At 60.0% G+C, this 13,783-nt stretch carries 10 protein-coding genes; 6 read left to right on the plus strand and 4 right to left on the minus strand.

Annotated features, from left to right (window positions below; all coding sequences use genetic code 11):
- Nucleotides 1-17: 17 nt before the first annotated feature.
- Nucleotides 18-986 (minus strand): ABC transporter substrate-binding protein, encoded by a 969-nt coding sequence (locus tag D906_RS10845; protein WP_025753130.1) that lies wholly within the window; start codon nucleotides 984-986, stop codon nucleotides 18-20.
- Nucleotides 987-1,183: 197 nt separating this feature from the next.
- Here D906_RS10845 and D906_RS10850 point away from each other — a divergent pair, with 197 nt between their 5' ends.
- The gene (locus D906_RS10850) at nucleotides 1,184-2,098 is read left to right on the plus strand and encodes a LysR family transcriptional regulator (RefSeq protein WP_019096426.1); all 915 of its coding nucleotides are present in this window, start codon (nucleotides 1,184-1,186) and stop codon (nucleotides 2,096-2,098) included.
- Between the two features lie 42 nt (nucleotides 2,099-2,140).
- Here D906_RS10850 and D906_RS10855 read toward each other — a convergent pair whose 3' ends face one another.
- Entirely contained in the window at nucleotides 2,141-3,241 is a 1,101-nt protein-coding gene (locus tag D906_RS10855) for an SDR family oxidoreductase (protein WP_027615170.1), read from the minus strand.
- 73 nt (nucleotides 3,242-3,314) lie between these two features.
- Here D906_RS10855 and D906_RS10860 point away from each other — a divergent pair, with 73 nt between their 5' ends.
- The 5 genes from D906_RS10860 (at nucleotide 3,315) to D906_RS10880 (ending at nucleotide 8,395) form a co-directional block, all read left to right on the plus strand.
- Complete coding sequence (locus D906_RS10860) at nucleotides 3,315-3,701, plus strand: MerR family transcriptional regulator (protein WP_019096424.1); 387 nt, start codon at nucleotides 3,315-3,317, stop codon at nucleotides 3,699-3,701.
- A gap of 92 nt (nucleotides 3,702-3,793) precedes the next feature.
- Complete coding sequence (locus D906_RS10865; RefSeq protein ID WP_019096423.1) at nucleotides 3,794-4,318, plus strand: RNA polymerase sigma factor; 525 nt, start codon at nucleotides 3,794-3,796, stop codon at nucleotides 4,316-4,318.
- The gene (locus D906_RS10870) at nucleotides 4,315-5,151 is read left to right on the plus strand and encodes a FecR family protein (RefSeq protein ID WP_027615171.1); all 837 of its coding nucleotides are present in this window, start codon (nucleotides 4,315-4,317) and stop codon (nucleotides 5,149-5,151) included. Before D906_RS10865 ends, D906_RS10870 begins: the two co-directional genes overlap by 4 nt.
- Nucleotides 5,152-5,229: 78 nt before the next feature.
- Nucleotides 5,230-7,668 (plus strand): TonB-dependent receptor, encoded by a 2,439-nt coding sequence (locus D906_RS10875; RefSeq protein ID WP_027615172.1) that lies wholly within the window; start codon nucleotides 5,230-5,232, stop codon nucleotides 7,666-7,668.
- A 211-nt stretch (nucleotides 7,669-7,879) separates the two neighbouring features.
- On the plus strand, nucleotides 7,880-8,395 hold the full coding sequence (locus D906_RS10880) for an MgtC/SapB family protein (protein ID WP_019096421.1): 516 nt from the start codon (nucleotides 7,880-7,882) through the stop codon (nucleotides 8,393-8,395).
- Nucleotides 8,396-8,434: 39 nt separating this feature from the next.
- On the opposite strand, the gene D906_RS10885 is transcribed toward D906_RS10880, so the two are convergent.
- Both D906_RS10885 and D906_RS10890 read right to left on the minus strand, forming a co-directional pair.
- Nucleotides 8,435-12,544 (minus strand): CheR family methyltransferase, encoded by a 4,110-nt coding sequence (locus D906_RS10885; protein ID WP_027615173.1) that lies wholly within the window; start codon nucleotides 12,542-12,544, stop codon nucleotides 8,435-8,437.
- 121 nt (nucleotides 12,545-12,665) lie between these two features.
- On the minus strand, nucleotides 12,666-13,763 hold the full coding sequence (locus D906_RS10890; protein ID WP_019096419.1) for a mechanosensitive ion channel family protein: 1,098 nt from the start codon (nucleotides 13,761-13,763) through the stop codon (nucleotides 12,666-12,668).
- Nucleotides 13,764-13,783: the final 20 nt, after the last annotated feature.

Genomic DNA, 13,783 nt, shown 5'->3' on the forward strand with positions numbered 1-13,783 from the left:
CGGAGGAGCCCACACGCTCAGAGTGCCGCGTCTACCTTTTTGGCTGCGTCTTCGCTGACCCAGCTGTGCCAGACTTCGGGGTGTTCCTTGAGGAACAACCTGGCCAGTTCCGGCGACTCGATACGTTCCTTGGTCATGCGCCCCAGGTTCTGGTTAAGCAGATCGACCGGCAAATTGACCTTTTCCAGCACCGCCACCAGTTCAGGCGCCTGCTCGTGGAAGGCCTTCGATACACCCACCTTGATGGTCAGGGCTTTATTCACGCCCGGCTTTTCGTCCAGCTTGACCAGGTCCAGCTGGCCCATCAGCGGCGTCGGCGACCAGTAGTAGAACAGGATGGGCTCGCCACGCTTGTAGCTCGACAGTACGGCAGCATCCAGTGCCGGGCCGGTGCCAGGGCGGAAGTTGGTATAGGTGCTTTCCAGGCCGTAGCTTTTCAGCATCTCGCTGTTGTCAAGCTCGCAGGTCCAGCCGGCCGGGCAATTGTAGAAGCGTCCCTTGTCCGGCTCTTCGGGGTCCTTGAATACCTGGGCGTATTGCCCCAGGTCGGCGATGTTCTTGAGGTTCGGTGCCTTGGCTTCAAGTTTGCGCTTGGCATCGCCCTCAATCACATAACGCGGCACATACCAGCCTTCGACCGCGCCAACGACCGGCGAACCGATGCCAATCACCTTGCCGGCAGCCGCAGCCTTGTTCCACACCTCGCTGCGCCCCACCCACTCTTCGGCAAATACCTGAATATCGTTGCTGCTCAGTGCGTTTTCCATGGAGATAGAGTTACCTGGCAGGCTATCGGTATCGCAGCCATAACCATGCTTCAGCACGAACTGCATCACGTCAGTGAGCAGCATCCCGCTTTCCCAGTTCAAACCGGCGAACTTCACCGGTTTGCCAGACTCGCACCAACCCGCTGCCTGGCTGGTGACAGCCGCTGCCAGCAGCCCGAAAGAAAGTGTCGTGGTCAACAGAGCCTTTGTAATTTTCATTGTGACGCTCCCAAACAAGAATGGAGTGCGGCAGTTGAGGGCATCCGGCCCAAAGAGGGTCGCCAAACTGGCTGATAAGCCTTGTAATCGGCGTTGGCGTGGCACTTCTGATCGGTGGCCACTGCGTAGGAGAAATATTTCACAACCTCAAAAAAGGATAAAATAATATGTGCTGATGTATCACAACGGAAAAAACTATGAAGTTCACACTGCGTCAGCTTCGCTATGCGCTAGCAGCTGCCAAGCACGGTAACCTGACGACCGCTGCCATGGAGCTTCATGTTTCACAGCCTTCCATCTCGGCGGCCATCACCGAACTGGAAGAGGTGTTGGGCCAATCCATTTTCGTGCGCCAACGTGGCCTCGGCATATCGCTGACCCCATTCGGTCGTACCGTCATGGTCCAGGCCCGTCGCGTTCTGGCAGAGGCTCGGACCTTTGCCGAGATCAATGCCAATGCAGGGGAGTGCGTCGGCGAACTGGTGGTCGGATGTTTTGAAGACCTGGCGCCCTATTGCCTGCCACAAATTGTGCGGCGGATGCAGGAGTCCTGCCCAAGGGTCACTGTCGACATGCGCGAAGGCAGCTTCGATTATGTTGGCAAGCGGCTGGGTGAAGGGGCGATAGAGTTGGCAATCACCTACGATCTGGGTTTGCCGCCGAATACGCAATGCACCCAGTTGTGTGAACTGACTGCTCAGGTACTGCTGTCGGCCGATCACCCGTTGGCCAAGGAGTCGCGTGTCAGTCTCAAGGCGTTATCCGAACATACGCTGGTCGTTACCGATCAGGTCCACAGTTGGCAGCATGTGTTGGACCTGTTCAGCTTTTACGATCTTTCACCCGCCGTTGTGCACCGTGTGCGCACGTTCGAGCTGCAGCGTAGCCTCGTCGCCAATGGGTTTGGCGTGGCGCTGATTTATACCCGGCCGTTTGGTGACCGCAGTTATGATGGCCAAGCGCTGGTCTGCAGGCCGACTGAGGAGAAATTGCCAACGCATAGCATAGTGCTGGCGCATGATCAGCGCTATCCGCTGACGCCTTCGGCCGAGGCGTTCAAGGAGCTGGCGGTGGCATGGTTTGCGGAACGACCGTCGTTTGCATCCGAGTGAATAATGGGTGGCGGGATTACGCGCTGTGTCACAACCCGTTTGTTATTTCCCGGCAGGGTTTGCAAAAGTGTGAACATGACGATTGGGCAAGTAACCCTGGACGTAACGCACCGTCTTTTCCAACGTTCGCGCCATGTCAGGATGTGCCAACTGATACTTTCGTTCCAGTTGCTGGCTGTCACTCATGTCGAAGCGCTGTGTCTGGATGAAGTGCAGTGACTCGGCGCTGATCGATAATCGGGTGGCCAGTCCGGGAATCGCCAATAGCCACTTCAGTAACCCTATCGGTACATGCTGGCGCGGGGCCTTTATCTCCAGCGTTTGTGCCAATTGCTCGAGCATACCCTGCAGGTTCGGCGTGTGCTCATACAGCGCCAGCACCTGCCGGTTGGCCATTGACGGGTCGAACGCCACGCAGGTCATCATCTTTACCAGGTAATCGACGCTGACCAATGGCAACCAGTGCCTGGCGGAACCAGGGATAGCCTTGAACCGGCCCAGTGCCAGATTTCGAATGAGATCTACCAGGGGTTGTCCTTCAGGGATGTGCCCACTCTCGCTGTGACCACACACCGTAGCAGGATGAACGATCGCGTAATCTGCGCCTACCTCCTGCATGTAACGGATGACAGCGAAATGAGACTCCAGCTTGCTGCCTTCGTAGCCACCCACACGGCCGTAGACTGCAGGCCAATGGGTGTTTTCAGGGTGCTCGTTATCAACCCCGATACTTGCAAGATGGCTAAGGTTCTGCAGCATATAACCGCCCACCATCAGCAAGCGCATGCGCTGGTTCGCCGCGAGCCTGGCGACGTTCAGCGCCCCTTGTACATTGACTGTGCGGGCCTGCTCCATTGTCAGGCCCCAGGTAAACTGTGCTGCGAGGTGGAAGACCACAGCCGCCGAAGATACGCATTGCCTGTCTGCTTCGCTGAGTCCAAGCCCATCCCTGCTGATATCTCCCCCGACTGCATGGATATACGCAGGGTTACCTCCCAGTTGCCCTACTTGCTCCTGGAGGCGTCCGATGTTTTCAGGGGTGCGCATGAGCACCCAGGTCTTGTGCCCTGCCGCGGTAAGACGGGCCAGCAAATGTTGACCCACAAACCCACTGCCGCCGGTGACGAAGCATTCCACGCTCATATCTGAATCCTTGTCTGAATGATCGGCGCAGGCTAAGGTGTAGAGCGTACTCTACAGTCAAGGAGTTTTTACTGTGAATGTTGGAGAGTTGGAGCGCCGGAGTGGAGTGGGCCGCCATACATTGCGCTACTACGAGCAACTCGGGCTTATCGTGGCCCATCGTCAGGCCAACAACTACCGAAGCTACAGCGACCAGACCGTTGTTGATCTGGCCTTTATTCAAAGTGCCCAGAGCGGCGGTTTTTCGCTCGCCGAGATCGGTGAAATACTTGCGGCCAAGCGGGGCAATACGCTCGATTGTGCGCAAGGCGCGATGTTGGTAGCCAGCAAGATGGCCGACATTCAAGCGAAGATCACCACGCTGCAAGCCGCCTATGCCCTTCTGGGCGCGGAGCGCGCAAAGCTTGAAGCCAGTGCCGTTGCCAACGGGCTGACCATTGCTCACCTTCCTGCTATTTAGCATACCGCAACGCGGTAGCTTGTTTATTCGCAATTATTTCTCATTTACACTTGTGTCTTGTTTCGGAGCCTACCTCTTATTCAGGATGCATCGTGTCGTTCGATCCCGCCAAACCGACGTTGCTGTCTACATTGGTACGTCACTATGACGATCTGGTGGACCACATTCGCCGACGCTTCGGCGACAGAAGCATGGCGCGTGATGTTGTGCATGACGTGTGCGTGCAATTGCTTGAGCGCGGTGAGAAAGAAGACGTTCGAACCCCATTGGCCTTGTTACGAAAAATCTCCCGCGACTCCGCCATGAGTCGCTATCGTAGCGATCGCCGCCGAGGCGCCTGGATAGAGGCGATCTCCGAGCTGCCTGAGGTGGCCTGCCCGGCAGCCACCCCGATGACCAGGTATGACAGCGAGCGCGAGTTTCAACTGCTCGTCGACGCGATCACAGACCTCCCACCTCGCTGCCAAGCTGTTTTCGTCATGCACAAGATTCACCAAATCCCCCAGGCAGAAGTAGCCACTCGCCTCGGTATTTCCATCAAGACTGTGGAAAAGCACCTGCGCCTGGGGCTGGCGGCATGCAGGCAACGGCTTGGGCGCGATGAGGTGCACCCATGACGAAGCAACCCGAACAGGTGCCACTGGACGAGGCTCTTGGGCGACATCGTGAAGAGCTCAAGCAGCTGTTCCCCATGCCGCCGTCCAGGCCTGCGCCCTCGAAGGCAGCAAAGTCGGCAGGTATCACGCTGGCGGTTGCGATCGCCTGTGCAGGCTTGGCCTGGCTGAACCCTGCCTACAAGAGCGAGCGTTTCGCTACCGCCATTGGTGAGCGGCGTGCTGTGCTGCTGAACGATGGAAGCAAGCTGCTGCTCGACAGTGCCACGCATGTCGATATCAGCTGGCGTCTGCTCAGCCGCGACGTCGACCTGCGCGCAGGGCAGGCGCTTTTCGATGTCTCCTCGGCCGTGTATCGCCCCTTTGTAGTGTCCGCTGGCCTGGCGAAGGTCGAGGTGCTCGGTACGCTGTTCAATGTCCGCCGCCTGGATAACGACGCGGTGCGTGTGACCCTGGCCCATGGACGCGTGGACGTCACCGCTACAGCTGCAGAACACGCGCCGGTCACCCTCAGGCCAGGGCAACAGGTCGACTCGATTGGCGGGCAACTGATGCCGGTTGCGAAGGTCGACGCCTTGAAGGCGATGGCCTGGAAAGATGATCGCATCGTGTTCGAGCAGACGTCGCTGGATGAAGCGGTGTCGTTGCTGCGTCACTACCGCAAGGCATCCATTGAGCTGAGCGACCCAAGCTTGGCTGCACTCAAGGTGACAGGGGTCTTCGAGGCGCACAATGTCGATCGACTGCTGGATCTGCTACCGAGCATCCTGCCCGTCGCCGTGTTGAAAACAGAGGATGGCAGCGTCAGGATTCAACGTAAATCGGCAATAAAATAATGCTCATGCGCAGGTAGGGTTTCTCGATTCCCATGGCGGCTATTGAAAAAAAGCCCAACCAACAAAGGAACTCGAGACGTGCATTTTCCCCTCCGCAGTCGCCAACTACGCCTGTCATTGCTCGCCAGTAGCCTGCTCATCGCAATGTCGGCCCAGGGCCGGGAAAAGGTGAGCGTGGATCTCCCCGCCGCGCCGCTGGGGGAGGCCATCAACGCCCTTGCGCAGCAGTCTTCGGTACAGGTCATCTTTGCCAGCGATCTCGGTGCAGGCCGAAACGCGCCTGCGGTGAAAGGGCGGTTCACACCTGAGGAAGCGCTTCAAACGCTGCTCAAGGACAGTGGCTTGCAGGTACAGGCCAAGGATGAGCGTACGTTCGTCATCGTCGCGCAGGGTGCCCCTGCATCCAGCCTCGTGACCCCGAGCGTGCCCGTGGAAATGGCGCAGATGGAAATCACCGCCTCGCGCACCAGCAGCAGCCTGGTTTCCGCAACGCGGCAATCCACCGTTCTTGAGCATGAACAACTGCAGGAGCTGCGCCAGGGTTCAGAGAGCCTGGCCACGGTACTGGCCAAGGCGATTCCGGGCATGTCCGACTCCAGCCGCACCATCACCGAGTATGGCCAGACCCTGCGCGGGCGCAGCATGTTGGTCATGGTCGACGGGGTGCCGCTCAATACCAACCGCGACTCTTCGCGCAACCTGGCCAACATCGACCCGGCGCTGATCGAACGGGTCGAAGTCATCCGTGGCAGCAGCGCCATCTACGGCAGCGGCGCCACGGGGGGCATCATCTCCATCACTACACGGCCTGCCGGTGGTGAAAACCGTGCCGAAACCAGCCTGAGCGCTACCTCGCCACTTACCCGCCTGGGCAGCGATGGCCTGGGGGGCCAGTTCCAGCAGTATTTCGCGGGCTCTCAGGGAGCGGTGGACTACGCGTTCGACTTCGGCACCCGCCACATCGGTGCCTCGTACGATGCGCATGGCGGCCGGATCGCCCCGGAGCCCAGTCAAGGCGACCTGTTCGATTCGAACATCTACAACATCGGCGGCAAGCTGGGGCTGCACATCGACGAGAACCAGCGAATCCAGCTTGCAGTCAGCCACTACGATGCACGCCAGGACAGCGACTACGCTACAGACCCGAGCGTCGCGAAACTCCCCGCAGGCTCTGTGCCGGCCAATGCGATCAAGGGCCTGGATCTTGATGAACAGAACCGCATTCGCAACACGTTGGTGAACCTGGAGTACGAGAATCTCGACATTCTCGGCAGCCGGCTTTCTGCCCAGATGTACTACCGGGACTATTTCACCCGCTTCACGCCGTTCGACGCCCGGGCCGTTGCCACTCGCGGCGGCAACGTGGACCAGATCATGCAGAACAGCGAAGTGTTCGGCAGCCGGCTGACCCTGCGCACGCCGCTTGGCGAAAGCGGGAGTACCGAGCTGGTGTGGGGTGGCGACTATAATCAGGAGCGCAGCGACATGCCGCTCGATGTCTTCGACCCTGCGGTTTATGACGCCAGTGGCGGCCTGGTCTTCGACAAGACCGGCAAGCTCACCTACATGCCCCCGCTGAGGACGCGAAGCGCCGGTGCCTTCGCCCAGCTACAGCATCGTTTTGATGAGCATTGGTCTGTCGACGGCGGCCTGCGCTACGAATACTCCACTGCCGAATTCGATGACTTCGTTCCCTTGTCCGAATCCACGGCTGCCTCCCCGGTGGCGGTGAAGGGGGGCGAAGTTCATTACGATGCGCTGCTGTCGAACCTGGGCATCGTCTACTCACCGGTACTCGGCCAGGAGATCTACGCCTCTTTCAGCCAGGGCTTCCAATTGCCCGACGTGGGTATTCAATTGCGCAATGCCCGCCGTGGTTTCGACATCGGCGCATCGAACCTGGAACCGGTCAAAACCAACAACTATGAGCTTGGCTGGCGAGGAGAGCTGGGCAGCAACACCCTCGGCACCTTGGCGCTGTTCTACACCACCTCCAAACTGGGGGATGTGCAGAGTTTCAACAATGGCCTGATTCTGACCCGCACCAAGGAGCGCATCTACGGAGCTGAAGCCAGTGCAGATTGGCTGTCGGACGATGCGGTGTGGGGCGCAGGGGGGAGTGCGACCTGGATGCGCGGACGAGAAAAACCGGACGGCAAAGGCTGGCAAGACATGACCGGCTATCGCGTTCCACCCCTGAAGCTGACCGCCTACGTCCAGTACAAACCGACACTGGAGTGGAGCAACCGCTTGCAAGCTACGTTCTTCGACGCCAAGGACTACAGGCTCGACGGCGTGGACAGCTTTGGTCGGCATCAAGTGAGTAGCTATACAACAGTGGACCTGGTCAGCCAGTACCAGATATCCGCTGACGACAAGGTAAGCGTCGGCATCCAGAACCTGTTCAATCGCGACTACTACCCGCTCTACAGTCAATTGCTGCGCAATAACAACAACACCAGCCACTTGCCAGCACCCGGCACTGTGTTGACTGCCAGTTATACGCACAATTGGTAAGGTGATTAACATCACCGGGCCGGTATGAAGCCTGGTGATCGTTTACAGGGCGAGACGCTTTGTGGAACGTGATGCAGTAACCTTGCAGTGCTCGCAGTCATACGCTTTAACCGCCCTCGGAAAACGCTACCATGCCCATCGAGATCGAACGAACGCGAGCCTGTGAAGAGCGCTGCACCGGCAGAGAGCCTCGTCAGGCCGGAACCTGTCCATGGATATGATCTGGCAAACAATCCTGGCCGAATTCGCCGATATTGGTGATGAGCGCGAGATCGTGCGAATCCTTGTACGCTTGGTGATGGCTGCCGTGCTGGGCGCCGTTCTGGGTTTCGAGCGCGAGCACAAGGGCAAGTCTGCCGGGGTGCGCACGCACATGCTGGTTTCGTTGGGCGCGGCGCTGTTCGTGCTGGCACCGAGCATGGCAGGTGCCGATGCGCAGGCGCTCAGCCGGGTGATTCAGGGCATCGTTGCCGGTATCGGCTTTCTGGGTGCTGGCACCATTCTCAAAGGCAATGGCCAGGACACCAGTCACGTCAAAGGCCTGACCACTGCTGCCGGGTTATGGATGACGGCTGCCATCGGTACGGCAGCGGGGATGGGGCGCGAAGCCACGGCGCTGGTCAGCACGGTGCTGGCGCTGTTGGTGCTGGGCACGATGCCCTTGCTGGTGGACAAGGTCGAAGGGCCGAACGAAGAAAAACAGAAGGAAGAGGGCAGGAAGCAATGAGGGGCGTGGGTCGCCGCCACAAAGCCTGCCTGCCCTTGTTCAGACCGACGCTGAGCCATTCAGGCGCTCGATTGCGTCGACCAGGTCGTCATAACCCACTGGCTTGTTCAGGTGGCGGTCGAACCCGGACTGGCGAGACTTGTATTGGTCAGCGCTTGCGCCATAGCCTGTCAACGCGATGGCAGGGATGTAACGCAGATGCTCCAGGCCGCGCAGCGCCCGGATCAGTGCATGGCCGTCCATGCCAGGCATGCCGATGTCGGAAATGATCACATCGTAACGCGCGTCCGCCGCCGATTGCAGCGCCAGTTTCGGGTCGCTGTAGGCATCGACGTCGGCATCCTCCATCAACAGCAATTGTTCCATCACTTCCAGCACATCGAGCGAGTCATCCACCAACAGGATGCGAACGCCTTTCAGGCGACCTTCTGGTGGCAGCACGTCGCCCTGATCCTGGGGTTGCTGGGTATACACGCGCAAAGGCAGGGTGATGATGAACGTACAACCCTGGCCTATTCCAGGAGACTCTACGCTGACCGCTCCGCCATGGGCCTCTACCAATTGACGGACCAGGGAAAGGCCAATGCCCAGCCCCTCACGCCCATGGCCGGTTGATGCCGCCTGGTTGAATAGCTCAAAAATATCTTCCAGCGAGTTTTCGGCGAGGCCTATGCCCTGATCGATGACTTCAAGGCGTGCCTGCTCATCCTGCCGAGTCAGTTTCAACAGAATTTCGCCATCGGCAGGGCTGAACTTCAGAGCGTTGTTCAACAGGTTCCAGATGATCTGCTCGACACGTGTGCTGTCGGCCTCCACATAGACCGGTTCGCCATCGGCCGGGAGCGCCAGCCGAACATTGCGGCCGCGTTGCTCGTTGCAGGCTACAGAACAGATACCTTGTAGCACGGCACACAAATCGACAGGCTGCGTCTTCAGTTTGAGCTTGCCCGTGCGGATGCGCGCTACATCGAGCAAGTCATCGATGATCCGCGCCTGGCTGGTGACCGCTTCGCGAATGACGTTGACCGCTTTGCTCGCCATGTCGGTACTTGTGACCGACGGTATACGTCGCAAGATATCCGCATTGAGCTGAATCAGGTTCAGTGGGTGCTTGAGCTCGTGGGACATCACCGCGAAGAACTCATCCTTCATGTGGCTTGAACTCTGCGACTCGGCCAGGCGCTTGCTTTGTTCGTCCTGCAGGCGCTTGTGGCCGGTCAGGTCACGGGCGATCTTGACGTAACCGCGCAAGCTGCTGCCCTTGAGGCGCGAGACTTCGCCACTGCAGTAGAAGCGGCTGCCGTCCTTGCGCACATGCCAGCGTTCGTCCTGGCCACGGCCATGCAGACGGGCGGCGCGCAGCTCACGCGCCGGCTCGCCATTTTCGCGGTCCTGCTCGGTGAAGATCAGGGAATAGTGCTGGCCAATGACTTCGTCCTTGGCGTAGCCGAAGATCAGCGCAGCGCCGGTGTTCCAGTCGATAATCAGGCCTTGTTCGTCAAGCAGGATGATGGCGAAGTCATGGGTACTTTCGGCAACCAGACGCATGCGCTCTTCACCCTGGCGCAAACGTTCTTCGGCGGCGCGACTCTTGGTGATGTCGATAAAGGTCAGTACGCTGCCATCGACATTCTGCTCGCTGGCCCGATATGGCAGCAGGCGCGCCAGGTACCAATGCTGGTCCTGCCCGATCACTTCACGCTCGATCGTGGTTTCGCGCTCGATCACCGCACGCGCATCGTCCGCCAGGCCTGGGTACTCCAGGCGGTGGGTGATGTCCAGTAGCGAGCGGCCGGTGTCGACCGGCAGCATGCTGAAAATATCGGTGGCCCTGGGGGTGAACCAGCGAATGTGCAGGTTGCGGTCGACGAACACGGTGGCGATCTGGGTGGAGGCGATCAGGTTGCTCAGGTAGTCGTTGACCTTGTCGGTTTCATCGACCTTGGTCTTGAGCTCGTAGTTGACCGTCAGCAATTCTTCGTTAATTGATTGCAGCTCTTCCTTGCTGGTTTCCAGCTCTTCGCTGGCCAGGCGCAACTCCTCGTTGATCGCCTGCATCTCTTCGTTGGAGGCGGTCAGCTCCTGGCTGGAGATTTCCGACTGTTCGATGGTTTCCTGCAACTGTTGGCGGGTGCGCTGAAGCTCGCGCTCCAGCGTGTTCAACACCATGCCGTCGGTTTGCTGGATGACCGGCTGGCTGTGTTGTTCGGCTTCGCGGACATGTAAAACCACCAGCAGGCATTCGCTGCCGCTGGGTTCATCCTGGTGCGGCTGGACCTCGACCTGTACCTCGACGCGATGATCGTCGACGGTGATTATCGCCGCGCCAGAGGTCACCGGCAGGCCCGTGTTCTGTGCCTGCAGCAGGCTACTGCGCAGGACAGGGCGCAGTGGTGCCAGCACCAGGTTCAGCAAGCTGGGGCTGAGTTCGCCCCCGGCATGGCGCAGGAAGCGCCCGACACCGTCGCTCATGTGCAGGATGTTGCCATCAAGGTCGACGATCAGGCTGGGCGGCGTATGCCTGGCCAATGCACGGTGGTGAACTTCGGCGTAGGACAATTTGCGCATGGGCTTGGGCTTGGCGCGCGCCGCCAGTGTGTCGGGCGTCAGCAGGCGCCCCGGGCGACGCGCCGGCTCAACCTCGCGTGCGCGGAAAATACGATGGCGCTTGTCCACGGCAATGAACAGGTCGGCCGCCACATCTGCCGACTCCGAGCTGCCCAGGAACAGGTAGCCGCCCTTTCGCAAGGCGAAGTGGAACAGACGCAGGATTTCCCGTTGCACCTCCCGGTCCAGATAAATGAGCAGGTTGCGACATACCACCAGGTCCAACTGGGAGAACGGTGGATCGGACAAGAGGTTGTGCCGGGCAAACAGCACCTTTTCGCGGATGTCCTTGCGTACCCGGTAATGCTGGTCCTCCTTGATGAAAAACTGACGCAGCCTGGCCGTGGGTACATCGGTGGCGATGGCATCGGGATAAACGCCTAGCCGGCCGAGATTGATCGCACGTTCGTCGAGGTCGGTGGCGAACACCTGTACCTTGGCACTGCGCTGCCCCATCGCCAGCTGTTCGGTCGCAATCATCGCCAGGCTGTAGGCTTCCTCTCCCGAAGAGCAGCCTGCCGACCAGATGCGCACTTCGCGTTGCAGGTCTTCGCTGTCGTCATTGGCCAGGCCCGGCATCACCTGTTGTTGCAGGGCTTCGAAGGCGTCCCGGTCACGGAAGAAGTTGGTCACGCCGATCAGCATGTCAGCCAACAGGGCGCGACATTCCTCCGGATGACCCTCCAGGTAATCGCGATAGCTGGCCAGGTCGGTCTGCGCAGTGACATGCAAGCGCCGCTCAAGCCGGCGCAGGACCGTTGCCCGCTTGTAGTGCTGGAAGTCATGGCCGGTGCTGGCATGCAGGCGGGTGAGGATGTCGTCGAGCAGCGGGTCGCTCTGCGCCGGGTCGCCTGAGCGCTCGCCAAGGGGAGGCGGCAGGCTGTCGTCTTCGATCGCCGGTAGTTTGACCTTGCGCGCCGTGCGCCACAGTTCCAGAAGCTTGCCGGGAATCTCGGCCACCGGCAGGATCAGGTCGACCATGCCGGTAGCGATGGCTGCCTTGGGCATGTCGGAGTATTGGGCGTCATCGGGCGATTGCACCAAGGTCACGCCACCCTGCTCCTTGATGCGCGACAGGCCCACGGCGCCATCGCTGCCGCAGCCTGAAAGAATCACGCAGAACGCATGGTCCTTGTGTACGTCCGCCAGGTCCCGGAAGAACAGATCGATGGCGACATGGTCGCCACGGCTACGCCTGGCCGGGCTGACCCGCAGGTAACCATCGTTGGTGGAAAGGCGGTTGGCCGGCGAAATCACATAGACGTGGTCACGCTCGATCGGTACCGGCTCGCTCACCTGGTACACCGGCATGCGCGTGACGCGCTGGATCAGGCGATCGGCCTGGCTCTGGTGGTCCGGCGATAAATGCAGTACCACGACGAACGCCATGCCGCTATGCTCCGGGGCGTGCTGGAAAAACGCCTGGACCGCCTCCAGCCCGCCGGCCGATGCGCCGATGCCCACCACTGGGAAATCCAGGTGGCTGGGGCTCAGCGCAGGGTTGTGCGGCGACGCGAGGGTAGTCTTGCTGGACGATTTCATGGGCACGAGCCTTGTGCGAACCGGGAATGAGCAGTGGCAGCGATTATAGGCCCGACACCGATCAATCGACGAGCGGGTTCAAGGTTAGGACTGGCTACGCTGGCCAAAGTGCCGCTGTCGGTCAAAGGGCCTGGGGCTGCTCGCGGTGTTGCGGCAGTGCGGTGACCTTGATGGCACGGACCGGCACGGCAAACTTGGCACCGATTCTGTTGAAGCGCTCGAGCAGGTGGAAATTGATTGCCTGCTGGATATCCATATAGAGGTTGTAGCCCGGGTCCTTCACGATATAGACGCATTCGAACTCCAGGGCCTCTTTGCCAAAACCCCGCAGGTGGGCGCGGTCGAAACGCACCTGCTGCTGGGCCTTGATCGCTTCCTCGACGATCGCGGGTGCCTGTTTTACCGCCTCGGTGGGCGTGTCGTAGGACAAGCCGAACTCGAATACGATGCGGCGCTCCTGCAAGCGCTTGTAGTTCTGGATGGTGCTGCTGATCATGCTGGCATTGGCCATGACGATCTGCTCGCCACCCAGGCTGCGGATGCGCGTGGTCTTCAGCCCCACATGCTCCACCGTACCGGCCAGCGGCCCGATGACGATGAAGTCACCGACCTCGAACGGCTTGTCGACGGCGATCGACAACGAGGCGAACAGGTCACCCAGGATGTTCTGCACAGCCAGGGCGACGGCAATCCCGCCCACACCCAGGCTGGCCACGAAGGCGGTGATATTGACGCCCAAATTGGACAGCATGGCCAGCAACACCACCGACCACAGCAGCACCCGTGCGCCCCAGGCCGAAAGCGTGGCCAGCGCACTGCCTTGGTAAAGGCCGTCGGCGCTGTGCCGGCTGAAGTAGCGGGTCAGGCCCAGCGCGATGGCGCGATTGACCCAGAGGCCGATCTGCAGGGCAGCGACCACGAACCACAAGCTACTGACCCGGCCCAACCAGCGCTCGGGCAGGTCCAGCATGCTCAAACCCACCAGCAGCGAAGCAAGCATCAGCAGGCTGTTGCTGGTGCCGGCCAGTACCTTGGCCAGCACCTGGCTCATTGCCCCGTCATGTTCGGACCAGCGCTGCACCCGGCGCATCAAGAGGCCGATGACAGCTCTGGCAACCACGAACGTCAGCACGGCAACGCACAGCGCTACCAGCAAGTTGAGAATGGAAATGCCAAAGAATGTGGTGTCGGTGAACAGTTCGATGATTCGATCATTCATGGGGAGCCCACCTCCAGATG

It is taken from the genome of Pseudomonas sp. LAIL14HWK12:I1, assembly GCF_003202095.1.
Lineage (GTDB): Bacteria > Pseudomonadota > Gammaproteobacteria > Pseudomonadales > Pseudomonadaceae > Aquipseudomonas > Aquipseudomonas monteilii.

What these genes read in the sequence shown, in the direction of transcription:
- D906_RS10845 (WP_025753130.1), bottom strand. Translation starts at nt 986, where the DNA reads ATGAAAATTACAAAGGCTCTGTTGACCACGACACTTTCTTTCGGGCTG.
- D906_RS10850 (WP_019096426.1), top strand. Translation starts at nt 1,184, where the DNA reads ATGAAGTTCACACTGCGTCAGCTTCGCTATGCGCTAGCAGCTGCCAAG.
- D906_RS10855 (WP_027615170.1), bottom strand. Translation starts at nt 3,241, where the DNA reads ATGAGCGTGGAATGCTTCGTCACCGGCGGCAGTGGGTTTGTGGGTCAA.
- D906_RS10870 (WP_027615171.1), top strand. Translation starts at nt 4,315, where the DNA reads ATGACGAAGCAACCCGAACAGGTGCCACTGGACGAGGCTCTTGGGCGA.
- D906_RS10880 (WP_019096421.1), top strand. Translation starts at nt 7,880, where the DNA reads ATGGATATGATCTGGCAAACAATCCTGGCCGAATTCGCCGATATTGGT.
- D906_RS10885 (WP_027615173.1), bottom strand. Translation starts at nt 12,544, where the DNA reads ATGAAATCGTCCAGCAAGACTACCCTCGCGTCGCCGCACAACCCTGCG.
- D906_RS10890 (WP_019096419.1), bottom strand. Translation starts at nt 13,763, where the DNA reads ATGAATGATCGAATCATCGAACTGTTCACCGACACCACATTCTTTGGC.